Below are 25,071 nucleotides of genomic sequence, written 5' to 3' on the forward strand. Positions count from 1 at the left end.
TCTCCCGGCAGACAGGTTTATTCGGACAGTCAGCCGTCCGGTATCAGGATATCCGGCGTGCTCACTGCAGGCAGCTCGACAATGCGACGGGATCGACCGTCCCGCCCCATCAGGGCTTTCACCACCAGTTTATAGGAATCCAGGTCGAAGGTGACACTCTGACCGCCCAGGGAGAGATCCTGGAGATCGCTTTCATCGTGCAGCGTGGCGATGTGCATCCAGTTGTAGATGACAAGGATATCGGTGCGATCCCGCTCCCGGTTGTGTTCGACAACACCGACCGGACCCTGCCAGGGCCAGGTGGTCAAACGCAGGTTGTGGAAGCCGATCTGCATGCGCAGGTTGTAGCGGGTGACGTCCTCATCGTCTTCGCATGCCCCCTTGCAACGGCCCAGCGTGCGCTGGAAACAGGGCCCCTCACCTTCCGGCTCCAGCCCCAGCAATTTGTTGCAGAGGTCGTTCTTGGCGGCGATGCCTTTCAGGGCCCGTTCGGCGTCCCGGATGCTGCGGAACAGTCCGAAGTAATCCCCCAGTCGGTGCGGCTCGATTTCACGCACCAGCCGGGCCTGCAGATAGCCAGCATCATTGTGAGTCAGTTCGATGCTGACCAGTGTCTTGGCGGCCCGGGAGCGCCGGTTGTAGAGCGGGTTGAGGGTCTTGATCTGGTGCAATTCCAGCAACAGCGCCCCGAGTTCGCCGGCGGTTTCCGTCCAGTCCACCCGACGCAGACTCTGGGACATGCGCACGCCCCGGTGGGAATTGTGGTCGCCGGAAAAATGCGAGGCCACACGCTGTAGGATATTGGTGCTTTTGCCCACATACAGCAGCACGTCGTTTTCGCCGTAGAAGCGGTAGACGCCCGGCGCCTGGGGCAGGGTTTCCAGGATATCCGGCGGCAAATGCGACGGCACGCTGGGACGGCGCAGCAGGTGCCTGACAGCGGCTTCCACCTGCTCCGCGCCCTTGTCCTGCAACGAGGCTTCGAAAAACGCCTGCATTGCGGTCACATCGCCCATGGCCCGGTGACGCTGCACATCGGGCAACCCATGCCGGGCAATGAGAGCATCCATGTTGTGGCGCCGGAATTCCGGATACAGCCGGCGGGACAGCTTGACCGTGCAAAGGACGCGAGACGAGAACGCCTGCCCGAGCCGACGGAATTCGGCCTTGATAAAGCCGTAATCGAAGCGGGCGTTGTGCGCCACAAACACCGTGTCTTTCAGTTTTTCCCGCAAGGTATCGGCGATCTCCGCGAAGCGCGGGGCGTCGGCCACCATGTCATTATTGATGCCCGTAAGCCGTTCAATAAAAGAGGAAATTTGCGTTTCCGGATTCAGCAGGGTCTGCCATTCATCCACCACCTCGCCGTTGCGCCAGAAGCGGATACCGATCTCGGTGATCCGGTCGTGCATGGCGTTACCGCCGGTGGTCTCCAGATCGAGAAAGGCGAAGGTGGCGGAATCGAGGAAGGCGACGGTCTCAGACATGTTTATCCTTTACGTGAACAAAGCCTCACTGGACCGCGATTAAAAAGGAGTTTCCCGGGAATTAGACCTTGGTATAAATAATGACCAACCTGTTTGAATTGTCACCAAACCGTAACTACTTTGAAGAAGACGCAACACAACAATAACGCATGGAGAACACTTCAATGAACCGCAACAAAATAACAATCGCAGTTCAGGCAACAACGGCGGCGATGGTACTGGGGCTCGCCTCCCAGGCCAGCGCTATCGAACTCAATCCAGGGTCAATCGATGCCGAGCTGTACGGTTACGCCCGCATGAACGCTGTGTACGACATCGATGAGGATATCGGGATATCCACCCAGGCCGGTTCCTTCGACAAGGTGAACACCGGTGCTGCCGAAGATAATGAAGTCACCGGTCACTTTGATGCGGACGCCGTGCAGTCCCGCCTGGGCGTGAAGGTTACAACCGAGCAAGGCGTCAAGGTCGTCGTGGAAGGGGACTTCCGTGGTAACGGCGGTGGCGATCTGCGACTGCGTCACGCCTACGGTGAATACATGGGCGTGCTGCTGGGTCAGACCTGGTCCAACTTCAACAGCTTTGTGGGTAACACGTCCGTCCTGGACTTCGACGCATTGGCCGGTAACGCCGGTCTGCAGGGTCGTGTCACCCAGGCCCGTTACACGACTGGTCCACTGTCGGTCTCTCTGGAAGATAACGTCACCAGTGTTTTGAATGAGCCTGCAGACTCTGAGAAAAACAGCTTGCCGACACTGACCGCACGTTTCGAGAATTCGTCCGGCCCGCTGTCCCTGTCGGCAGCTGCATTGATGCACCAGGTGGAGTACGACACAGGCACACAGGATGATCAGGCGATCGGCTATGCCGTCTTCGGCGCGGCCAAGTTTGCCGTCACCGATACCGTCAGCATCCAGGGTGCAGTGACCTACAGCGACGGTGCCAACTCCTACCTGTACCGTTCTGGCGATAACTTCGGCGCGGCCGATGCCTACGTGAAAGGTAACGGCGACCTGGACACCATCACCGGCTATGGCGGCACGATTGGTGTAGGCGTCGATGTTGGTCCGGGTTCGATCAACGCCGGCTACGGCTGGGTCACCAACGATTGGGACGATGCCGAAGATGATGGTGTAGACGTCGCAGACGAGCACGAAACCAACAGCAACGCCATGCTCAACTACATGTGGAGTCCGGTGAAGAACGTCACCATGGGTGTTGAATACGCCTACTTCATGGTCGACAAGCAAAACGGCGACGACGGTGATGCCAGCCGCATCATGTTCGCCGGTCAGTACAACTTCTGATCCACAGCCAACCCCGAAAAGCCCCGATCCGCCGGGGCTTTTTTATGTCTGGCGGTCAGACCCGCAGGATGGTGTGATAGCCCGCGATATCCACCTCGAACTTTGTCCGCTGCCGGAGATAATCGCGCAGGGTTTCCGACGCTTCCGGCTCGCCGTGAACCAGTTGAATCGCCGTTCCGGGACGTAGATCACTCGCCTTCAACCACTGCTCCAGCTCGACGTAATCCGCATGGGCCGACAGGCCGTCCAGCATCTCGATACGCGCCTTGATGGGAATCCAGCTGCCGTGGATTTTCACGGCTTCGGCCCCGGCCATCATCTTCGCGCCCCGTGTTCCGCCGGCCTGATAGCCGGCGAACAACACGGTCGTGCGGGGATCGCCCAGACGCTCCTTGAAGTGGTGCAAAATGCGCCCGCCGGTCGCCATGCCGCTGCCCGCAATCACCACGTGCGGGAACGCCTGGTTGGTCAGCGCTTTGGACTCGTCCACGGAGCGGGTGTAGATGGCGGCGCTGGCCATCTCATGGCATTCCTTCTCACTCAGCCGGTGCTGCTCGGGGTAGTTCCAGTAAATGCCGGACACGTCGATCGCCATCGGACTGTCCAGGTAGATGGGAATTTCCGGAATGCGCTGTTCGCGGATCAGGCGTGCCAGCATGTACTGCAGCACCTGGGCGCGCCCCACCGCAAAGGAAGGAATCAGGACGTTGCCGCCACCGCTGATGGTTTCATTAACAATCCGGGCCAGCTCGCTGTAGGGGTCGTCATCCGGATGACGGCGATTGCCGTAGGTGGACTCGAGCAACAGCAGGTCCAGTTCCGGCAACGGTGGTGGCGGATTCATGAACAGGTCGCGAGGCCGGCCCACATCGCCGGATACGCCGATACGTTTGCCTTCGACCTCGATGATCACGCTGGCCGATCCGAGGATGTGCCCTGCCGACTGGAGGTGAAACTGGAAATCACCCACTGCGAAGGTCTCGTGGTATCCCACCGACTGGAACAACGCCATGCTGGCTTCGGCGGTGGCCCGGTCGTACAGGGGCTCGGGCTTTTCGTGGCGGCTGAGTTTGTGCCGGCCCAGGTAGTCCGCCTCCTCTTCCTGCAGGTGGCCGCTGTCCGCCAGCAGGATGGCGCAGAGTTCCCGGGACGCGTGGTGGGTAAATACGGGCCCGCGGTAGCCCGCTTTGTAAAGCACCGGAATGTAACCGGAGTGGTCCAGGTGCGCGTGGGTCAGGACGATCGCATCCAGTTTGTCGATGTCCATGGGCAGCGGCTCCCGGTTGCGCCGGCGCAGCCACTTGTACCCCTGGAACAATCCGCAATCGACCAGCACCCGGGTGCGTTCGGTCTCCATCAGGAATTTCGAGCCGGTGACCGTTTCCGCACCGCCGAGAAAGGTAATCCGCATTATCAGGTCTCCTGTGCAGATCGCAGACACGCCTGTATCGCCGGCGCGAGCAATGGGCTGACATCGATCACGTTGGTGGCATGCGGCACCGTGTTGGTCGTCACCAGTCCGGCCAGACCGGCGCCCACCAGCTGGGCGTCCGACTCGTCTGCAAAAATGCCGTGCACCGCCGCGCACTCCACCTGTTCGATACCGCCGGCTTCGAGAGCCTGCAGGCACTTGAGAATGGTATGGCCGCTGGATATGACGTCATCGATGATGACCGCCACACGGTCGTCGTACTGCTCCACCGGCGGCAGCGTGACCCGCACATGACGATCGCCCAGGCGCTCCTTATGGCCAATCACATAAGGGTGGCCGCTGCGACGGGCGATCTCGGCCACCCAGTGCTCACTCTCCGCATCCGGCCCCACCAACAACAGATGCCGACGCTGACCCAGCCACTCGACCAACGCCGGCGCCGCCTGCACCACGCGGCTGGGTACACTGTACAGCTGGTCCAGACTGCGGAAGCGATGCAGGTGCGGCTCCACGGTGACCAGCCAGTCGATGTGGGCAGACAGGCTACGGGCAAAAATTTTCGAGGTGATCGCTTCGCCGGATTGGAAGCGGGCATCCTGGCGCATATAGCAAAGATAGGGGGCCACCAGTCCCACCGAGGCCGCCCCGAGATCCCGCAGGGTGTCCGCCAGGAAGATCAGCGACAAGTAGCGATCGTCCGGACGCGACAGGTCGGCCAACAGGATGCAGTGCCGCCCGGTTACGTCCGAGTGGACGCGCACATAGCTCTCACCGTCTGGAAAATGCCGCGATTCCAGTTGTCCGACCTGGGCCCTCAGTCGATCACAAAGGGGTTTTTGCAGCGGTAGCTCCTGGAACGCAAACAGCAGCGGCGTAGTCTCGGCATCGGGCGTCATGGTTGGTTCACCAGGCTGAAGATGGGTTGTTCGGAGGCGTAGTAGTCCAGGGCATAATCCCGTTCTCCGGCGCTTTCGCTGAACAGCTGGAACAGGGGCTGCCCCGCTTCAACACGGTCGCCCAGCGCCACGCAGAGTCGCAGTCCGGCCGCTTTGCTGGCGGGCGCACCGGCCAGTTTAGCCAGCTTGGCCAGCCGGCGGTTGTCGATGGCGTTGAGCACACCGCTGCGGGCGGCCTTCTCCTCATGGGTATAGACGGCCTGAGGCAACGTCTTGAGCCCGCCCTGGGCGGTCACGATCCGCTTGAACTGGGCCCAGGCATGGCCATCCTCAAGCAGCGCACGGGCCTGTTCTCGACCGGCCGCCAGTCCCTGACCACTGGCCATATCGAACAGGTGAGAGGCCAACTCAAGTGCCCGATCGCGCAGGTCGGCCGGCGCCTCAGGTGTTTGTTGTAATACCGCCAGCACATCCCGGGCTTCTTCCACCGGGCCAATACCCCGCCCCACCGGTCCCCGACCATCGGTCACAACACAGCGTACCGACAGGCCACAGGCCGCGCCCACTTCCACCAGCAGGGATTCCAGCCGCTCCGCTTCCGGCTGACTGCGGACTTTGGCGGTGGGGCCGACCGGTATATCGATGAGCACATGGGTGGAACCGGCTGCAATCTTCTTGGACAGCACCGAGGCGATCAGTTGCCCCTCGCCATCAAGCTCCAGGGCCCGTTCGATCCGGATCAGCAGGTCGTCGGCGGGGCTCAGGTTCATCGAACCGCCCCAGGCCAGGCAGGCGCCGGCCTCCTCCACGACACGGCGAATGTCCGCTACACCGAGATCCACATGGGTGAGCGCGTCCATGGTATCCGCCGTGCCGGCCGGCGATGTGATGGCCCGGGAAGAGGTTTTGGGCATGACCAGCCCACCGGCGCTGCAGATCGCCACCACCAATGGCGTGGTGCGGTTGCCCGGCAGGCCGCCGATGCAGTGCTTGTCGTAAATCGCGCGGTCGTCGCCCCAGGCCAGCCGTTCGCCACTGGCCACCATGGCCCGGGTCAGGTCGGTAATTTCCGCCAGCGACAACCGGCCGCCGGCACAGACACTGAGAAAGGCAGCAATTTCGATATCGCTGTAGCGGTGGCGGGTGACGTCGTCGATGATGGCGGTGATGTCGTGATCGCTGAGGGTATGACCGAACACCTTCTTGCGAACGGCGGCGAGCGATCGAATTGGCGGCGCGTGCTTGATCGTCAACGGCGTCCCCGGCCGCACCCGCAGGCGTTCCAGGGCACTGTTGGACAGCCCGATATGGCCATGCGGGATATGGCCGCCATAGACCACATTCAGCACCGCAATAATGGATCGACCGCCACAGGACACGTTCAGACGGTTGCTGGCGACGAAACCCTCGGAGCGGCACAGGTGACAGTCGTCCCGCATGTAGACCACCAGTTCCTGATGGGTATCGATCCCCATGGGGAACGCCTTCAATTCGTTCGCGTAATTCACGGCCCCTCACTCAGAACGGAAGACTGCCAACGGCGCTTTATCCCTGAACAGTAGCAGTCCGCCTGCGGGCTCCCATTGATGGAAGTCAGGTTTGCGATGAATAGTCGAACACCCTGACGTCCACTTTAGACAGTAAAGCGGCGTGCGCGCACCAACTTCACACGATGCGACTCAACATGGGGCAAGTGAACAGGGCAACAGGCGGGCGATCAAAAACCAACCGACTGATTTAGCGGACGTTGCAACACATGGCACAGCCAATGCTTTCGTAGAGGACAGAGGCGCGCGAAGTCAGGCCTCAGGACTGAATGGAACCGGATTGCACCGTTTGGAGGTGATGCCTTATGAAACAAGCTGAAAACACCAGCCTGCTGTTTGAACTGACCCACCCGTTCGAAGCGGCCGTCATGGACGACCTGCACGATTACTTCGACTGGATGTACTTCGCCAACTGATTCGTATCGGGCCCGGTATACCCGGGCCCGATCACTTACTCCCCGGCCCGAAGACGCGTTCTCAATCCCCGGGTCGTCATCACCGAAATCACCTGCATCAGCGACAACAAACCGCGATCGTGCTGACGTGGCGGCTTGCCACGCCCCATACGCTCAAGCTGCCGGGTGTACCAGCTCACTTCCATCAATCCCATGTTGTCGATGGCCTTTATGCCCGTCTTGATGGGGCGTACGGCGCTGGTGAAATCGGCACCGGCCAGGATCAGGCGCGGGAAATCCGGCTCCACCGCCAGCGGACGCGCCAGGCCGACCAGATCGGTGGCGCCACTCTTGATCGCGGCCGCCATGCCGTCCCGGGTGCGGAAGCCGCCGGTCACCATCAAGGGCACGTCGGTCCGTTCACGCACTTTCTCGGCAAACTCCAGGAAGTAGGCTTCCCGGGCCCGGGTACTGGCTTTGGTGCCCTTGGCCATGGCCGGGTTCTCGTAGTTGCCGCCGGAGATTTCGATCAGGTCGATGCCCAGATCCGCCAGGGTCTCGATCACCGTGAGGGACTCTTCTTCGGTGAAACCACCGCGCTGGAAATCCGCCGAGTTCAGTTTGATGCCCACGTTGAATGATTCCGAGGTGGCGGCCCGAATGGCTTTGTAGACTTCCACCACGAAGCGCATGCGCTTCTCGGCCGTGCCGCCCCAGTCGTCTGTGCGCTGGTTGTGGTGCGGTGACAGGAACTGGCTGATCAGATAGCCGTGGGCGCCGTGGATCTGTACCCCATCGAAACCGGCCTTCTCGGCAATGGCCGCACTGCGTCCGAACCGCTTGATGATGTCGTCAATCTCCGGGCCGGTCAGGGCCCGAGGCGTGGCGAACATACTTTGCAGTTCCTTGCGGAACGGGATCGCGCTGGGAGAGACCGGGTCGCGGTTCAGCATCTTGGGGCTCTGCTTGCCCGGATGATTCAACTGCATCCAGATGGCGTTGCCGCGTCTCTGGCCTGCGGCGGCCCAGGTCTGGAGAGCCGGCAGATCGCGCTCGTCTTCCAGCACCACGTTCTGCGGCTCGCCGGTGTGACGCCGGTCGATCATCACGTTCCCCGTAATCAGCAGGCCGGTGCCGCCTTCGGCCCAGGTGTCGTAGAGCGTGGCCAGGTCCTGGGTGACGCGGTTGTCCAGCGTCCCCATGGTTTCACTCATGGCGGACTTGGCGAAGCGATTCGGCAGGACATTGCCATTGCGCAGCGTCAGGGGCTGGCCCAGCAGATCGCTGGCGCTCATCCGGGCGCCGTCGTCGGCGTGCTTGTTCTTGAGGCCGTTCTTCATGGGATCGTGATCCTTTCATAATTCGACAACCGTCAAATTATTATACGTTTCGATAATTGTCAAACTGTAATAGAATGGCCTTTAAAGACTGCTGTCGGGACCGTTATGCCAACCAGAGAACTGCCCCATTCCGAACGCCTGGCACGTGCCTTCAAGGCACTGTCCAACCCCAATCGTCTGCGCATCTATCAGCAGATCAAGGACGCCCGGGTCAGCCCGATGAAAGACAGTGGCTGCAAGCTGGTGGACTTCATCAACTCCATGAAAGTAGGCGCGCCAACCATTTCCCATCACATCAAGGAACTGGTCAACGCCGGACTGATTCGCGTGGAGAAGGATGGCAAGTTCGTGACCTGCTATCTGGAAGAGGAGATGCAGCAGGAATTGCGGGCGTTTCTGGATTAAGGCTTACGGAAGACTGTGGTCAGCAAAACCGCCGGCAGCCTTTCCGGCTGCTCCGAAGCTGAAGCGTCGGCTACATTGAAAGCCCACTCGAGTCTGTAGCAGATGCTTCAGCTTCTGAGGCGCCGCAGGTGCCCGAGTCGAAATGAGCGGATTCCTCCGAACTGTCGTATGTATCATCCTGGCAGCCTTTCAGGCCGCTCCGAAGCTGAAGCGTCGGCTACATTGAAAGCCCACTCGAGCCTGTAGCAGATGCTTTAGCTTCTGAGGCGCCGCAGGCGCCCCAACCACCTGCGCTCTCCACCGCCGTTCCATCGAAGCCGGCAAGCCAAGAAAGACCAATCAGAAAAAAAGCAGGCCGGAGCCTGCTTTTTGAGCCGTCACATCATCAGTCACCGCTTACAACAGCAATCGCCGGACATCCCCCAGCAACTGCCCCAGCAACGTCGTAAACCGCGCGGCATCTGCCCCATTCACAGCGCGGTGATCGTAGGACAGCGACAACGGCATCATCAGCCGCGGTTCGAAGGCCTCACCGTCCCACACCGGTTTCATCGAGGCTTTCGAGACACCGAGGATCGCCACTTCCGGGGTGCTGACAATGGGCGTAAACGCCGTGCCACCGATGCCGCCCACGCTGGTGATGGAGAAGCAGCCACCCTGCATTTCGTTGGGTTTGAGCTTCTTGTCCCGGGCCTTGGCGGCCATGTCGAAGGCTTCCTCCGCCAGCTCCCACAGGCCTTTCTTATCCACATCCCGGATCACCGGCACCATCAGGCCGTTGGGCGTATCCACAGCGATACCGATGTGGATGTACTGCTTGCGGATCAGCTCCTTGCGCTCCATATCCAGCGACACATTGAACTGCGGCAGTTCCGTCAGGGCCTGGGCGCAGGCCTTGAGCATGAAGGCCAGCGGCGTCATCTTCACGCCACGCTTCTCGCCTTCCGCTTTCAAGCTCTTGCGGAAGGCGTCCATGTCGGTGATGTCCGCCTCGTCGTGCTGGGTCACGTGCGGCACGTTGAGCCAGTTGCGCTGCATGTTGTTGGCGGTGGCCACCTGGATGCGCGACATGGCTTCCCGCTCGATCTCCCCGAACTGGCTGAAGTCCGGCAGTTTGACGCCAGGAATGCCACCACCGGCGGGTGCGGCTGCGCCACCCTCCTGGGTTTTCTGCAACTCCCCCTTCACATAGGCCTGGACGTCGTCCTTGAGGATGCGCCCTTTCGGGCCGCTGCCCTTGATCCGCGCCATGTCGACGCCAAACTCCCGGGCCAGCTTGCGCACGGCCGGTCCGGCGTGCACCTTGCCGCTGGTCTTGGGTTCTGACTCGGCCTCCGCGCGAGCGGGTTGCTGACGTTCCGGACTTTGCCGCTTCGCCTCTTTATCGCCTTCCGCCGGCGCCTCGCTGGTCTCCTCTTCGCCCTGGTCATCGCCGGACACGGTCATTTCCAGAAGGTCGTCGCCTTCGGACAGCTTGTCGCCTTCGCTGACGAGCACCTTGTCAATCTTGCCGGCGTAGGGCGATGGGATCTCGAAGGTGGCCTTGTCAGACTCCACCGTCACCAGCGGGTCTTCCTCGGCGACCTCGTCGCCCTTGCTGACGTTCACCTCAATGACCGGGACGTCCTCCGCGCCATCCATGCTCGGCACCTTGACCGTTTCCTTACGGGATCCGCCGCCCGATGCCTTCTTGCCGGATTTCGGTGCCTTATCTTCCGCCTTTTCAGCCGGTGCTTCCGATGCCTCGGCAGGCGCGGCCTCTTCGTCACTACCGGCTCCACCACCGTCGGAGATCGTCATCTCCAGCAGGTCGTCGCGTTCCGAGAGCTTGTCCCCTTCCTTGACCAGTACCTTGCCGACTTTGCCGGCGTAGGGCGACGGGATCTCAAAGGTGGCTTTGTCGGATTCCACGGTAACCAGCGGATCTTCCTCGGCGACCTCATCCCCGGCCTTCACATTGATCTCGATGACCGGCACGTCTTCCGTCCCGTCGAGATTGGGCACTTTCACCGTTTCCTTGCGGGAACCGCCGCCGGATTTCCCGGAGGATTTCCTGGCGGACGCTTTCTCGTCAGACGATGTCTTTTGGGACGAGGTATCGGACGAATCGGCCGCCTCGTCTTCCGGCTGATCGTCTTGCTCAGACGACTCGCCGCCGGCACCCTCGGCGTCAATCGTGCCGACCACGTCGCCTTCCTTGATCTTGTCCCCCACCTTGACGCTGATCTTGGTGATCTTGCCGGCCACCGGCGCCGGCAGATCCACCGACGCCTTGTCCGATTCCACCGTCAGGATCGGATCCTCCTCTTCGACGGTGTCGCCCTTGCTGACGGTGATCTCGATGACTTCAACCTCATCCGCACCGCCAAGATCGGGCACCTTGATGTCCTGTTCACTCATGGCGGCCTCCTTAGCTCTTCACCGGATTCGGTTTATTGCGATCAATCCCGTACTTGCGCATCGCGTCCAAAACCTGCTCCTGTTTGATGTCTCCGTCGACCGACAGCGCGCTCAGGGCCGCCACCACCACGTGGTAACGGTCCACCTCGAAGAAGCTGCGGAGTCGTTCCCGGGTATCGCTGCGACCGAAGCCGTCGGTGCCGAGCACTTCATAGTGGGTCGGTACCCAACGGCGGATCTGGTCGGCGTAGAGTTTCATGTAGTCGGTGGACGCCACCACCGGGCCCTTCTGTTTCTCCAGGCACTTGGTGACATAGGACTGCTTGGCCTTGTCGTCCGGGTGCAGCTTGTTCCAGCGATCCACATGCTGCCCGTCGCGGGCCAGTTCGTTGAAGCTGGTGACGCTCCAGACGTCGCTGGCCACGCTGTAGTCGTCCCGCAGCAGCTTGGCGGCTTCGCGCACCTCGTTGAGGATTGCACCGCTCCCCAGCAACTGGACCCGGGGTGTTTTCTTGCGGCCCTTGGTTTCCACCGATTCCAGCTTGTACATGCCCTTGATGATGCCGTTCTCGATGCCCTTGGGCATGGCCGGCTGCAGGTAGTTCTCGTTCATGATGGTGATGTAGTAGAAGACGTTTTCATTGTCCTCGTACATCCGCTTCATGCCATCGTGAACCACCACCGCCATCTCGTAGGCGTAGGCCGGGTCGTAGGCCACGCAGGTGGGAATGGTCTGGGCGAGGATGTGACTGTGACCGTCCTGGTGCTGCAGCCCCTCGCCATTGAGCGTCGTGCGCCCGGAAGTGCCGCCCATCAGGAAGCCGCGGGCCTGGATGTCGCCGGAGGCCCAGGCCAGGTCGCCCACTCGCTGGAAACCGAACATGGAATAGAAGCTGTAGAACGGAATCAGCGGGAAATCGTTGGTGCTGTAGGAGGTGGCACACGCCATCCAGGCCGCCATGGAGCCGTCCTCGGTGATGCCTTCCTCGAGGATCTGCCCCTGTTTGTCCTCTTTGTAGTACATGATCTGGTCGCGATCCTGGGGCGTGTACTTCTGCCCTTCGGAAGTGTAGATCCCCAGTTGCCGGAACATGCCTTCCATGCCGAAGGTCCGCGCCTCGTCCGGCACGATCGGCACCACCCGCTTACCGACCCGCTTGTCCTTGGTCAGCGACGTCAGCAGACGCACGAAGGCCATGGTGGTGGAAATTTCCCGGTCGCCGGAGCCTTCCAGCAGGTTGCTGAAAATGTCCAGATCGGGAATCTTCAGCGGCTGGCTGTCCTTGCGGCGCTTGGGATAGAAGCCGCCCAGCTCCTGCCGGCGCTTCTTCATGTACACCATCTCGGGACTGTCCGGCGCCGGACGGTAGTACGGCACGTCCTTCAGCTCTTCATCCTTGAGCGGAATGCCAAAACGATCGCGGAAGGCCTTGAGGCCGTCGATATCCAGCTTCTTCAGGGAGTGGGCCGTGTTCTGCGCCTCGCCAGCAGCACCGAAGCCATACCCCTTGATGGTATGCGCCAGGATGACCGTGGGCTGGCCCTTGTGGTGGACCGCATCGTGATAGGCCGCATACACCTTGTAGGGATCGTGGCCGCCGCGGTTGAGCTGGCCGATATCCTCGTCGGACAGGTCTTCGACCATTTTGGCCAGCTCCGGGTAGCGACCGAAGAAATTCTTGCGGGTGTAGGCCGCGCCGTTGCTCTTGAAGTTCTGCAGGTCGCCGTCGCAACACTCGTCCATGGTCCGCTGCATGATGCCGTCGGTATCACGCTCGAACAGCTGGTCCCACATGCGGCCCCAGACCACCTTGAGGACGTTCCAGTTGGCTCCACGGAAGACGCCTTCCATCTCCTGGATGATCTTGCCGTTGCCCCGTACCGGGCCATCCAGGCGCTGCAGGTTGCAGTTGATCACGAAGATCAGGTTATCCAGTTTCTCACGTCCGGCCAGGGCGATCGCACCCAGGGTTTCCGGTTCGTCGCACTCGCCGTCACCGACGAAGCACCAGACGTGGCGATCGCCCATATCGACCAGCTCGCGACTGTGCAGGTACTTCATCACGTGGGCCTGGTAGATCGCCTGGATCGGCCCCAGACCCATGGACACCGTCGGGAACTGCCAGTAATCCGGCATCAACCAGGGGTGGGGATAGGACGACAGCCCGTTGCCATCCACCTCTTCCCGGTACTTGTCCAGATGCTCTTCGTCAAAACGTCCTTCCAGGAAGGAGCGGGCGTAGATCCCGGGCGACGAATGTCCCTGGAAGTAGACCAGATCCGATTCCTGCTTCTCGTTCCCGGCGTTGAAGAAGTAGTTGAAACCCACGTCGTAGAGCGTGGCCGCGGAGGAAAACGAGGAGATATGGCCGCCCAGTTCACCCGGTCGCTTGTTGGCCCGCAGGACCATCGCCAGCGCGTTCCAGCGGATCAGTGAGCGGATGCGGCGTTCCATGAACAGGTCACCCGGCATGCGCGCTTCCTGGGTGACGGGAATCGTGTTGCGGAACGGCGTAGTGATCGAATAGGGCAGCGGAGTGCCGTCTTTGCTGGCCCGTTCCGACAGGCGCTCCAGGATAAACTTGGCACGCTCGATTCCTTCGTTCTCGATCAGGGAATCCAGCGCCTCCATCCATTCCTGGGTTTCGATAGGATCTTCGTCCTGATACATCCAACCCTCCTCGTAAGGCGTCAAATTGTTGGTGCAGGGAATCACTGTCCGGGTCCGAAACTGCGGCGATACGGCCGGACCCCATGAGCGGCCGACTGCCCCTGAAAAGGCGGGAAAGCCTCGCAAAACGCTCCAATAAGCATAGAACAGGTTCGATATCTTGCAGGCCGATACCATAGACCGGCGACGTCCCCACGCAGGGACATTGACGAGCGGATTCGCTCGGGAGGTAACACGCTCCATGGGTTTGTCGCCGAACCCGGGCTACGGTTCCACAGACAAACCGATGGGGCGCTGAATGCGGCTGGAAAGTCCCACCTTGGCGCTTTGGGGCCGGCATCCACAAGGGGCCTGCGACCAATGTCTGAGCCCGCGAGGTTCTATCTTGCCTCGATAGCACACTAGTCTATACAAAGCATCCTCACTAACGCCGGGTTACTGCATGAACGCTCCCGCGATCCATCGCGTTTATCTTTTTGGCACCTGCCTGATCGACGTTTTCCATCCTCGGGCAGGCATGGCGGCCGTGCGTCTGTTGGAACGGGAGGGTATCGAGGTGGTCTTCCCGGAAGAACAGACCTGCTGCGGGCAACCGCCCTACAATTCCGGCTACGATGACGAAGCCCGGGCCGTTGCCCGCCAGGTGGTACGCCGTTTCAATGAGCCGATCCCCGTGATCGTGCCCTCCGGCTCCTGTGCCGGGATGTTGCGCCACCATTATCCCAGCCTGCTGGCCGATGGGCCGTTGGCCGAAGCCGCCCAGGATCTGGCCGCGCGCACCTACGAGCTGCATGAATTCCTGAACCGGGTGCTGCAGGTGACGTGGCAGGATCATGGCGATCCGGTGAAGATCGTCATGCACACCTCCTGCAGTGCGCGCCGTGAAATGGGCGTGAGCGAGGACGGGCTCGCCCTGCTGAAACAGCTCAAGGGCGTGGACGTCTGCGAGCCGGAAAACGCCGAAGCCTGCTGCGGGTTCGGCGGCACCTTTGCCGTGAAGATGTCGGACATTTCTGCGGCGATGGCCACGGACAAATGCAGCGCCATTCGAGCCACCGAGGCAGACCAACTCCTCAGCAGCGACTGCGGCTGCCTGCTCAACATTGACGGTATGCTGCGTAAACAGGGCGCCAATCTGCCGGCCGAGCACCTGGCCGAATTTCTCTGGAAGCGGACCGGAGGCGACACCCCATGAGCGGCTTCACCGACCACCCCGACCAGGACTTCGGCGTCCGCATCCACGATGCCCTGGGCGATGCCGAACTCCGGGAAAGCTTCCACGGCGCCATGACCTTCCTGCGGGACAAGCGCCGCGCCCAGTTTCCTGACGCCGACGCTTTGGAAACCCTGCGTGACAGCGGCGCCGCCATCCGCGACCGGGCGCTGGCCCAGTTGCCGGACCTGCTGGAGCAGCTGGAGGACCGTTGCCGGCACAACGGCATCCAGGTGCACTGGGCCGAGACGGCGGACGATGCCAACCGCATCATTACCGGATTGATCCGGGCGGTGAACGGCCAGCGCATCGTCAAAGGCAAATCCATGGCGACCGAGGAAATCGGCCTCAACACCGCGCTGGAAGACGCCGGCTTCACCTGCCTGGAATCGGATATGGGCGAGTACATCGTCCAGCAGGCCCATGAAACACCGTCCCACATCATCATGCCGGCCATCCATCGCAACAAGGCCAGCATCGCCCGCCAGTTCGCCGAGCAGATACCCGATACGCCCTACACCGAGGATGTGGATGAACTGATCGGCACCGGCCGCCGGGTATTACGCCGGGCGTTTGCCGAGGCGGATGTGGGCATCTCCGGCGTGAACTTCGCGATCGCCGAGACCGGTACGCTGTGTCTGGTGGAAAATGAGGGCAACGGTCGCATGTCCACCACCGTGCCGGACACGCACATTGCCGTCATGGGCATCGAAAAAGTCATCGAGAAGCTGGCTGACCTGCCGGACCTGATGCGCCTGTTGCCCCGCTCCGCCACCGGCCAGGCGATCACCACCTACGTCAACATGATCAGCGGACCGCGCCGGGAAGACGAATGCGACGGCCCCAGGCAGGTCCATCTGGTCCTGATCGACAACGGTCGCAGCCGCATCTACGCCGACCGCCAGTTGCGGGCCACGCTACGCTGCATCCGTTGCGGCGCCTGCATGAACCACTGCCCGGTGTACGAGCGGCTGGGCGGTCACGCTTACGGCACGGTCTACCCCGGCCCCATCGGCCAGGTGGTGATGCCGCAGCTGTTCGGGCTGGACCACGCCGGCAAGCTGACCCAGGCCTGCAGCTTGAACGGCGCCTGTGGAGAAGTGTGCCCGGTGCGGATTCCCCTGCCCGACCTGATTCGTCGCCTGCGCCATGAAGGCGTCAGCGCCGATCCCGCCAGCCCGGTTCGTGGGCACGGCCGCCAGCGGCGGGTCAGCGAGGCGCTGATCTGGCGGGCCTGGCAATGGATTCACACCCGGCCGGCGGTCTATCGGCTGGTGACTCGCGCGGCCACCCGCGCCCGCCGCCTGTTGCCTCCACTGCCGCGGGCCTGGACCCGCCATCGAGCGCCGCTCGAACCGGCAGAGCGCAGCTTCCAGGAGTGGGTGCGTCACCATAAGAAGGATCACCGCCCATGAAACCCCGCGATCGTATCCTGTCCCGACTCCGTCACGGACGCGCCGCGTCGCCGGCAACGCCGTATCCGGCACCGGAGACAACCGCCGTTACGCCCTCTGCGCCGAACATCGATAGCATGGTCTCGGCCTTGGAAGCCGCCCACGCGCAGGTGTTCCGGATGGCCGAGGCCGACTGGCCGGATCATCTGGCCTCACTCGCGACCGAGCGGAACTGGCAGCAGTGGTGGGTCGGCCGCGACGAAGCCGCGGCCACCTGGCAGGCACACGGTTCGGCCCCGTCCGTGACCGTGTTTGAAGACTGGGACGGCCAGAAAGCGGCCCTGTTCGATTCAGCACCCATCAGCCTCAGCCAGGCCCAGGGCGGGATCGCCGACACCGGCACCCTGATTGTGGAAAGCCGGCCCGAGGCCCCTCGCACCCTGTCCCTGGTGCCGCCGGTGCATGTCGTCATCGTGCGGGAAGACAGCCTGTTTCCGGACATGCCGGCGGCCATGGTCTTTTACAGCCGCCACGGCATGCCCACCAACCTGATCTTCATCTCCGGCCCGTCCAAGACGGCGGATATCCAGCAGACCATGGCGTACGGTGCCCACGGTCCGCGGGAATTGATCGTTTATCTCTGTCGTTGAAACCTCCGCCAGCGGTCTTCAAGACATCATCGGGTCGTGATGGGTTGGCCCTTCACTCCCCCGCTTTCCATTTTGACACGAAATATTTTCGTAACGCCCCGCCAGTATCCTTGCATAATTTCCACAGAAATTTCGCAAACTTACCGAGAAGTGCACTGCTAAGCGACTGTCGGCACTGAAAATTTAATTAGACCTGAAAATATTGAGGCAATTCGGTATACTCCGCTTCCCGATTTGTACCGGGGCAAAAGGAGGGAGTCACAGCCAGAGGAACACCGCGTCTACCGCGCGCTCGACAGCGCGTTGCCGTCCCTTTTTTGCCTCAGCCATTTGCCAGCGGCGTCACGGAAACGCCGCCCGAGCCAACAGGAGAGAGGGAGGCCTATGAATTCAATCGTTAACGCCCCTGAAACGTTCTCTGCACGCATTCCCACCGTCGAATTCGAGGAACGTCGTTTCCAGGTCTACACCGACCGCCAACTGGACAAGATCGAAGCCATCCAGTCGCTGCCTGAAGAGACCCTGTTCGAGATGAAGGTGGTCTCCAGCGTCCTGCCTTTCCGTGTCAACGAATACGTGATCAACGAGCTGATCCAGTGGGACAAGGTGCCCAACGATCCGATCTACCAACTGGTCTTCCCCCAGCGCGAGATGCTCAAGCCCGAGCACTACGAGCGCATGGCGGACATGCATCGCAGCGGCGCCGACAAGAAGGACATCCAGGCCGTCGCCAAGGAAATCCGCGACGACCTGAACCCGCACCCGGCCGGCCAGATGCAGATGAACCTGCCCAAGCTGGACGGTGAAGTGCTCGAAGGCGTGCAGCACAAATACCGCGAAACCGTGCTGTTCTTCCCGTCCCAGGGCCAGACCTGCCACTCCTACTGCACCTTCTGTTTCCGTTGGGCCCAGTTCGTGGGTGACAAGGACCTGAAAATGGCCAGCACCGACGCGGAGAAGCTGCACGGCTACCTGCGCAATCACACTGAAGTGACCGATCTGCTGGTCACCGGCGGCGATCCGATGGTCATGAAGACCAAGAACCTGGTGCAGTACCTGGAGCCGCTGCTGGAGCCGGAGTTCGATCACATCCAGACCATCCGCATCGGCACCAAGGCCCTGACCTTCTGGCCGTATCGCTTCGTCACCGACAAGGACGCGGATGAGCTGATCGACCTGTTTGCCCGCCTGGTGGAAGGCGGCAAGCACGTGGCCATCATGGCCCACTACAACCACTGGCAGGAAATCACCACCGACATCGCCGAAGAAGCGATCCGCCGCATCCGCGCCACCGGTGCTGAAATTCGCGCCCAGGGCCCGATCATCAAACACGTCAACGATGACGCCGACGCCTGGGCCAAGATGTGGAAGAAGCAGGTCAAGCTGGGCATCATCCCCTACTACATGTTCGTCGAGCGGGACACCGGCGCGAAGAACTACTTCGAGCTGCCACTGGCGCAGGCCTACGAGATCTACCGCGAGGCCATGAAGAACGTCTCTGGCCTGGGCCGCACAGCCCGCGGCCCGTCCATGAGTGCCGGCCCGGGCAAGGTGGAAATCCAGGGTATTGCCGAGATCAAGGGCGAGAAGGTGTTCGTCCTGCGCTTCCTGCAGGGCCGCAACCCGGACTGGGTGCAGCGCCCGTTCTTCGCCAAGTACAGCGATACGGCCACCTGGCTGCACGAACTGGAGCCGGCCTTTGGGGAAGAGAAGTTCTTCTTTGAGGACGAGTATGAAGCGATGCGCAAGGGGAATGGCTAAGCCGTTTCACCTGTAAGCGAGAAGCCGGGCCATGTGTCCGGCTTTTTTATGCTTGTAAATCCTAAAAAGATAGAGCCATGATTTTCAGCCTTGGGGGAACGAAGCCAATGGGCACCATCGCTTCCGTCGCCTAAGAGGGCCGTCCATGGCCGCTTATGCGACGAGGACATCCTGTCCTCTGCTCCAGCAATGGCGCCCATTGGCTTCGACCTGGCTTTCGAGTTAACCGCAATCAAGATGTTGGCCGCGCCGGCAACTCGAGATCCGCGCGAAGCAGATGGATGCCTGACCTGGAGGAGGGACAGGGATGTCCCGATTGTATTAGCCGGCCAGGGAGGGCCGTCTAATATCAACGGAAGGGCAGGTATCCATCTGCTTCGCCTCCCGCCCAGGCTCAAATCACAGGCTCTAAACCCCGCTTAACTCCGACGCCCACGCTTCGGCACAAACCCTTCCGGCTTGTCCCGTAACCAGTCAACGAACGTGCGCAGGTCGTCCAACTTCATCAGCTTGTCTCGGGTGTTGTAGTGCATGCCCAGCTCGTACTCCGAGCAGGTACCGTGGATGGCGTTGTGACAGGGACGACAGACCCACAGGGTGCGGGTGATCATGTCGTCACGGGTGAAGAGTTTCTGGAAGCGCTTCTTGCTGTGTAGGCGGCGGGGGATCAGGTGGTGTCGCGTGAGCTTGGCGACAGGACGTTCGCAAAGCTCACAGCGATCCGGTTGCGGGGGCAGTTTCAGCATCATGGCTCACCGGCTGCGCCCCGCCCCGTCAGTGCATCAGGGTGTAGAGCTTGCGGCGGTAGGTCCGCACATCGGGGTTGGTGTTGCCCAGCTTGTCGAACAACTCGACCAGCGTGGTTTTGGCCACCCCGTCCTTGTATCCCGCATCGACCTGCATCAGGCGGATCAGGAGCTCCATCGCCTGGGCGTTGTTTTCCTTGATAACGTGCTGCAGGGCCAGCTGGTGCAGCGCTTCACAATCCTTCGGATCCGCCTCCAGACGCTTCTCCAGATCCGCCACCGGCGCCAGTTGCCCGGCCTGTTCCATGAACTTCAGGCGTGCGGCCAGCTGGCGGGCATGAGGCTGCATCTTGTCTTCCGGTGCCAGGCTGTCGAGGATCTGCTGGGCGGTCTCGGTATCGCCGAGCTCCGCCTTGATCTGCGCCAGATCGATCAGCACGGCGATATCCTCCGGGTCCGCCTGGTTCAGGCTGGTCAGGATTTCCAGTGCGCCATTCAGGTCGCCTTCTTCCCACAACCGGTTGGCCTTGTCGTGAGGGTTTTCCTCCGGCGCCTCGACGTGCTTATCCAGCACTTTGCGAATTTCGCTCTCCGGCAGCGCGCCGTTGAAGCCATCCACGGCCTGGCCGTTCTTGACCAGCAGGATGGTCGGCAGGCTGCGTACGCCCAAGTGGCCGGTCAGTTCCTGCTGCTCGTCGGCGTTGACCTTCGCCATCAGGAACGCCCCCTTGTATTCGTCCGCCAGCTTTTCCAGCACCGGCATAAGCTGCTTGCAGGGCGCGCACCAGTCGGCCCAGACGTCCACCAGAACCGGCGTCTGCATGGACGCCTGCATGACCTTGTCCTGGAAGTTGTCGAGGGTGGCTTCAAATACGTAGGGAGACTCGCTCATGGGTGCAAACCTTGTCCGGAAAGGAAATGTCATCAGGAAACTATATCAAACCGTAGACCTGTTATGGCGCCAATGGCCGGGAATTCAAGCGGGCCTCAACCAGCAACCTTGCGCCGCTTGAAATTCCCGGCTATGCCGTCACATACGGAAGAGACAGAGCCTCTGAATAAGGACGCCTAGTGATCATGACCGATACCCATCACGACGACGATGACACCATGGAGTACATCGGCAAGGACGAGAATCGTCAGAGCCTTGCCCTGCCCCAGCAGATGATGCCCAAGCGCATGTACCTGCTGCCGGTCCAGAACCGCCCGTTCTTTCCGGCCCAGGTGCAGCCGGTGGTGGTCAACCAGGACCCCTGGCAGGAAACCCTCAAGCGCGTGAAGGAAACCGATCATCAGGTCCTGGGCCTGTGCTTCGTCGACGCCGACGAGGAAATGGCCGTTCCCGAGAGCGATGACCTGGAGATCATGGGCTGCGCCGTACGGGTCCACCAGACCCAGCGCGAAGGCGGCAAGATCCAGTTTATCGCCCAGGGGCTGCAGCGCTTCCGCATCGTCCAATGGCTGCGCCGCAAACCGCCGTACCTGGTGGAAGTCAGTTATCCACAGGAGCCGGAAGAGGAAGCAGACGAGCTCAAGGCCTACACCCTGGCCATCATCAGCGCCATCAAGGACCTGCTGCGCAGCAACCCCCTCTATGGCGAAGAAGTGAAGCAGTATCTGTCCCGTTTCGGGCCGGACGACAGCTCGCCGCTGGCCGATTTCGGCGCGTCCATGACCAGCGCCAAGGGCCCTGAGTTACAGGACGTCCTCAACACCGTGCCGCTGCTGCGGCGGATGGAGAAAGTCCTGCTGCTGATGAAAAAAGAGCAGGAAGTGGCCCGTCTGCAGGCGGAGATTAACGAAGAGGTCAACACCAAGGTCCAGAAGCACCAGCGGGAATTCTTCCTGCGCGAACAGCTGAAAGTCATCCAGCGCGAGCTGGGCATGGCCAAGGACGACAAGACCGCCGATGTGGAAAACTTCCAGGCCCGCATGGACAAACTGGATCCGCCGGAGCACGTCCAGCAACGCTTCAAGGACGAACTGCAGAAGCTGTCGGTGCTGGAACAGGGCTCGCCGGAATACGGCGTCACCCGTAACTACCTGGACTGGCTGACGCAGGTGCCCTGGGGCCAGCATTCCGAGGATCACTTCGACCTGAAACAGGCCCGCGAGGTGCTGGACCGGGACCATGACGGTCTGGAAGACGTGAAGGACCGCATCATCGAATTCCTGGCCGAAGGCGCCTATCGGCAGGAGGTTTCCGGTTCAATCATCCTGCTGGTCGGCCCGCCCGGCGTGGGCAAGACCTCGATCGGTCGTTCAGTCGCCGATGCGCTGGGACGCCAGTTCTACCGTTTCAGTCTGGGCGGCATGCGGGACGAGGCCGAGATCAAGGGCCACCGCCGCACCTACATCGGCGCCATGCCCGGCAAGCTGGTGCAGGCCCTGAAAGACAGCGGCGTCGATAATCCGGTGATCATGCTGGATGAGATCGACAAGATCGGTGCGTCCTTCCAGGGGGATCCGGCGTCGGCCCTGCTGGAAACCCTGGATCCGGAACAGAACAAGGATTTCCTGGACCACTATCTGGATGTGCGAATGGACCTGTCCAAGACGCTGTTCATCTGCACCGCCAACCAGTTGGACACCATCCCGCGGCCGCTGTTGGACCGGATGGACGTCATCCGCTTGTCCGGCTACATCGCCGAGGAAAAGCTGCTGATCGCCAAGCACCACCTGCTGCCGCGCCTGCTCAAGCGGTCCGGCCTGCTCAAGAAGCAGCTCAACATCACCGATGCCGCCATCCGTCAGGTGATCGAAGGCTATGCCCGGGAGGCCGGCGTGCGCAACCTGGAGAAGCAGCTGCACAAGATTGTCCGTAAAGGCATCGTCAAACTGCTGGAAGAGCCGGATACGCCCGTGAAGGTGGGCGTCAGCGACCTGCCGGGCTACCTTGGCCAGCCCTATTTCAAGAAGGAGAAATCCCTCAAGGGCACGGGCGTGGTCACCGGCCTGGCCTGGACGGCAATGGGCGGCGCCACCCTGAGCATCGAGGCTTCGCGCATCCATTCCAGCCAGCGTGGTTTCAAGCTGACCGGACAACTGGGCGATGTCATGCGTGAATCGGCGGAGATTGCCTACAGCTATGTGTCATCCAACCTGAAACGCTACAAGGGTGATCCCGCGTTCTTTGACAAGTCGTTCGTCCACCTGCACGTGCCAGAGGGCGCCACGCCGAAAGACGGGCCCAGCGCGGGCGTAACCATGGCCACGGCGCTGCTGTCGATTGCCCGCAAGGAGGCGCCGCAGGCCGGCATCGCCATGACCGGGGAACTGACGCTGACCGGGCAGGTCCTACCGGTTGGCGGCATCCGCGAGAAGGTCATTGCGGCCCGTCGGCAGAAGATCAACACGCTGATTCTGCCGGAAGGGAACCGGGGCGATTATGAGGAATTGCCCGGGTACCTGCAGGAAGGTCTGGAGGTCCATTTTGCGAAGCACTATGCCGATGTGTACACGGTTTGTTTTGGCAACAAACCCCGGCGTGGAGCGAGCGTGCACTGACGACGTGCATCGGCCCGGAAGCCACGATTGACGCGGCTTACAGCATAACGGATTGCCCGTACGCGCAATCCACTATGGTTCAGAACGGGGCCGATACTTACACTTTTAACCATTGGATTTCATCGCATTCGCGTCGAATTCCTGTCATCTGAGAAGAGCCCATTAGGCGTCCAATTTGGACGCCTTTTTTTTGCTCCAAAAAAAGGGCACCGCTCAGGATGCCCTCCCTTTGTCGCGCCGGTTTACCGCCGGCCAATAAACCGTGCCACCAGATCCCGCAGGCCATCGGAGAAACGCATCAGTTCCTCGCTGACCTTGTCGGCGGTTTCCGCGCGATCGGTGCTGCTGTCCGCCAGCTCCGCGATATTGACCACCTGCCGGTTGATCTCCTCGGACACCTGACTCTGCTGTTCGACGGCAGCCGACATCTGCAGGAAGCGCTCGGTAATCCGGCTGATCGCCTCGACAATTTCATTCAGGGCCCGCTCGGATTCGCGCACCTTGTCCAGGCCGGAGCCGGCTACGACTTCACCGTCACGCGCCGTGCTCACGGCGGTATCAACCTGGTGGCGAAAGTCTTCGATCACGCTGTGGATCTGCGACGTGCTTTCCCGCGTGCGGGCCGCCAGCGAGCGCACTTCATCCGCGACCACTGCAAAACCGCGCCCCTGCTCGCCGGCCCGGGCCGCCTCGATCGCGGCATTCAAGGCCAGCAGATTGGTCTGTTCCGCGATGTCGGAGATCAGCTTGGCCGCCTGGCCAATGCTCTCTGTGGACTGCCCCAGCGTTTCCACCGCATTGCCCACTTCGTGGACCCGTTCGACCAATACCTCAATCGCTTTCAGCGCCTGACGCGACAGCTCCATGCCCTGGGAGGCGTGCTCGTTGGCCGCTTCCGCTTCCTTGGCATTGCGACCGACGTTCTCCGCCACTTCCTGGATGGACGCCGTCATCTCATTGATCGCCGATGCGGTCTGGTCCGTTTCCGAACGCTGCCTGGCAATGTAGCCTGCACCCTCATTGATGGCCTTGTGGCTGGTAGAGGCGTGATTGGCCAGAATACCGGCCTGGTCCTCAATCCGCGCCAGGGCCGTGCGCAGGCGTGCTTCTTCACTGATCAACAGCATGGCCAGCTCACCGAACCGGCCACGCTGGTCGGTGTAGGTCAATGCGATCAGCGGGTCGGCAAAGGCATCCTCCCGGAGCCCGACAAGCCGTCGCATGCGATTGTCGATCATGCCACGGAGGGTGAAGCCCGCCGCGAGATGCCCGATCACAATCACCGCGGTGGCCACCGCGGGCGACGCCCACTGCACCGCCGCCACACTCGCGATCAACGAGACCAGCAGCGGCAGGGCGACGACCAGCACGTTACGCAGGTTCGCCAGCTTGATGACGCCGGTCTTGCCTGCGTTGAGTTTCCGGTAAAGATCGGTCGAGCGGCGCTTCTGTTCCTCCGACGGCGACGTGCGTACCGACTCGTAGCCCACGATCTGGCCACCTTCACGGACCGGCGTGACGTAAGCGCTGACCCAGTAGTGGTCGCCGTTCTTGCATCGGTTCTTGACCACACCCATCCAGGCCTTGCCAGCCTTGAGTGTGTCCCACATGTGCTTGAACACCGACTGCGGCATATCCGGGTGCCGAATGATGTTGTGGGCCTGCCCCACAAGCTCATCACGGGAGAAACCGCTGATAGCCACGAATTCGTCGTTGCAGTAAGTGATCACCCCCTTGAGATTGGTGGTGGTGATCAGGCGGCCGTCCTCCGCCATTCGAACTTCGCGCTGGGTAACGGGAAGGTTACGTCTCATAGACTGATTCAATCCTTGTTGTTTGCCACTCGACACGCTTCCTTCGGTGCCTCTGTAGCAACTATAGACCCTAATTTGGAATATCCAGGTTTCCGGGGCACGCGCA

Annotated in this window: 17 protein-coding genes; 7 read left to right on the plus strand and 10 right to left on the minus strand. The window is 61.4% G+C overall.

Annotated elements, in window-relative coordinates:
- Positions 1 to 29: 29 nt before the first annotated feature.
- The gene (locus tag JL474_RS17770; protein WP_203143126.1) at positions 30 to 1,487 is read right to left on the minus strand and encodes an exonuclease domain-containing protein; all 1,458 of its coding nucleotides are present in this window, start codon (positions 1,485 to 1,487) and stop codon (positions 30 to 32) included.
- A 164-nt stretch (positions 1,488 to 1,651) separates the two neighbouring features.
- Here JL474_RS17770 and JL474_RS17775 point away from each other — a divergent pair, with 164 nt between their 5' ends.
- Entirely contained in the window at positions 1,652 to 2,794 is a 1,143-nt protein-coding gene (locus JL474_RS17775; RefSeq protein ID WP_203143127.1) for a DcaP family trimeric outer membrane transporter, read from the plus strand.
- 55 nt (positions 2,795 to 2,849) lie between these two features.
- Here the strand turns inward: JL474_RS17775 and JL474_RS17780 are convergent, their stop codons facing one another.
- From JL474_RS17780 to JL474_RS17795, 4 genes are all read right to left on the minus strand, one after another.
- Positions 2,850 to 4,205: an MBL fold metallo-hydrolase RNA specificity domain-containing protein gene (locus tag JL474_RS17780; protein ID WP_203143128.1), complete on the minus strand. Its 1,356-nt coding sequence runs from the start codon at positions 4,203 to 4,205 to the stop codon at positions 2,850 to 2,852.
- A 2-nt stretch (positions 4,206 to 4,207) separates the two neighbouring features.
- Positions 4,208 to 5,122: a ribose-phosphate diphosphokinase gene (locus JL474_RS17785; RefSeq protein ID WP_123635346.1), complete on the minus strand. Its 915-nt coding sequence runs from the start codon at positions 5,120 to 5,122 to the stop codon at positions 4,208 to 4,210.
- Positions 5,119 to 6,630, minus strand: coding sequence for a thymidine phosphorylase family protein (locus tag JL474_RS17790; RefSeq protein ID WP_328797843.1), 1,512 nt, complete (start codon positions 6,628 to 6,630; stop codon positions 5,119 to 5,121). The genes JL474_RS17785 and JL474_RS17790 overlap by 4 nt, the downstream gene beginning before the upstream one ends.
- 490 nt (positions 6,631 to 7,120) lie before the next feature.
- Positions 7,121 to 8,404, minus strand: a complete 1,284-nt coding sequence (locus tag JL474_RS17795; RefSeq protein WP_236012345.1) for an NADH:flavin oxidoreductase/NADH oxidase family protein — start codon at positions 8,402 to 8,404, stop codon at positions 7,121 to 7,123.
- Positions 8,405 to 8,509: 105 nt separating this feature from the next.
- On the opposite strand from JL474_RS17795, the gene JL474_RS17800 reads away from it, so the two are divergent.
- On the plus strand, positions 8,510 to 8,809 hold the full coding sequence (locus tag JL474_RS17800; protein WP_203143129.1) for an ArsR/SmtB family transcription factor: 300 nt from the start codon (positions 8,510 to 8,512) through the stop codon (positions 8,807 to 8,809).
- 396 nt (positions 8,810 to 9,205) lie between these two features.
- On the opposite strand, the gene aceF is transcribed toward JL474_RS17800, so the two are convergent.
- Positions 9,206 to 11,209 carry a dihydrolipoyllysine-residue acetyltransferase gene (gene aceF / locus JL474_RS17805; RefSeq protein ID WP_203143130.1) on the minus strand — a complete coding sequence of 668 codons (2,004 nt, stop codon included), beginning with the start codon at positions 11,207 to 11,209 and terminating at the stop codon, positions 9,206 to 9,208.
- Between the two features lie 10 nt (positions 11,210 to 11,219).
- Complete coding sequence (gene aceE / locus JL474_RS17810; protein ID WP_203143131.1) at positions 11,220 to 13,880, minus strand: pyruvate dehydrogenase (acetyl-transferring), homodimeric type; 2,661 nt, start codon at positions 13,878 to 13,880, stop codon at positions 11,220 to 11,222.
- 442 nt (positions 13,881 to 14,322) lie between these two features.
- Between aceE and JL474_RS17815 the strand changes: the two genes are divergently transcribed.
- The 4 genes from JL474_RS17815 to JL474_RS17830 all read left to right on the plus strand — a co-directional run bounded on the left by JL474_RS17815 (position 14,323) and on the right by JL474_RS17830 (position 18,898).
- Positions 14,323 to 15,075: a (Fe-S)-binding protein gene (locus tag JL474_RS17815; protein ID WP_203143132.1), complete on the plus strand. Its 753-nt coding sequence runs from the start codon at positions 14,323 to 14,325 to the stop codon at positions 15,073 to 15,075.
- Positions 15,072 to 16,508, plus strand: a complete 1,437-nt coding sequence (locus JL474_RS17820) for a LutB/LldF family L-lactate oxidation iron-sulfur protein (RefSeq protein WP_203143133.1) — start codon at positions 15,072 to 15,074, stop codon at positions 16,506 to 16,508. Before JL474_RS17815 ends, JL474_RS17820 begins: the two co-directional genes overlap by 4 nt.
- Positions 16,505 to 17,137 (plus strand): LutC/YkgG family protein, encoded by a 633-nt coding sequence (locus JL474_RS17825; protein ID WP_203143134.1) that lies wholly within the window; start codon positions 16,505 to 16,507, stop codon positions 17,135 to 17,137. Before JL474_RS17820 ends, JL474_RS17825 begins: the two co-directional genes overlap by 4 nt.
- Positions 17,138 to 17,521: 384 nt before the next feature.
- Complete coding sequence (locus JL474_RS17830) at positions 17,522 to 18,898, plus strand: KamA family radical SAM protein (protein ID WP_203143135.1); 1,377 nt, start codon at positions 17,522 to 17,524, stop codon at positions 18,896 to 18,898.
- Positions 18,899 to 19,317: 419 nt separating this feature from the next.
- Here the strand turns inward: JL474_RS17830 and JL474_RS17835 are convergent, their stop codons facing one another.
- Positions 19,318 to 19,644: a hypothetical protein gene (locus JL474_RS17835; RefSeq protein WP_203143179.1), complete on the minus strand. Its 327-nt coding sequence runs from the start codon at positions 19,642 to 19,644 to the stop codon at positions 19,318 to 19,320.
- A 28-nt stretch (positions 19,645 to 19,672) separates the two neighbouring features.
- A complete protein-coding gene (gene trxA / locus JL474_RS17840) occupies positions 19,673 to 20,536 on the minus strand; it encodes a thioredoxin (RefSeq protein ID WP_203143136.1) in 864 nt (287 codons plus the stop codon).
- A 185-nt stretch (positions 20,537 to 20,721) separates the two neighbouring features.
- Between trxA and lon the strand changes: the two genes are divergently transcribed.
- On the plus strand, positions 20,722 to 23,151 hold the full coding sequence (lon, locus tag JL474_RS17845) for an endopeptidase La (RefSeq protein ID WP_203143137.1): 2,430 nt from the start codon (positions 20,722 to 20,724) through the stop codon (positions 23,149 to 23,151).
- 242 nt (positions 23,152 to 23,393) lie between these two features.
- Here lon and JL474_RS17850 read toward each other — a convergent pair whose 3' ends face one another.
- Positions 23,394 to 24,965, minus strand: coding sequence for a methyl-accepting chemotaxis protein (locus JL474_RS17850; protein WP_203143138.1), 1,572 nt, complete (start codon positions 24,963 to 24,965; stop codon positions 23,394 to 23,396).
- Between the last annotated feature and the right edge of the window lie 106 nt (positions 24,966 to 25,071).

This window comes from Marinobacter mangrovi (assembly GCF_016798325.1).
GTDB lineage: Bacteria > Pseudomonadota > Gammaproteobacteria > Pseudomonadales > Oleiphilaceae > Marinobacter_A > Marinobacter_A mangrovi.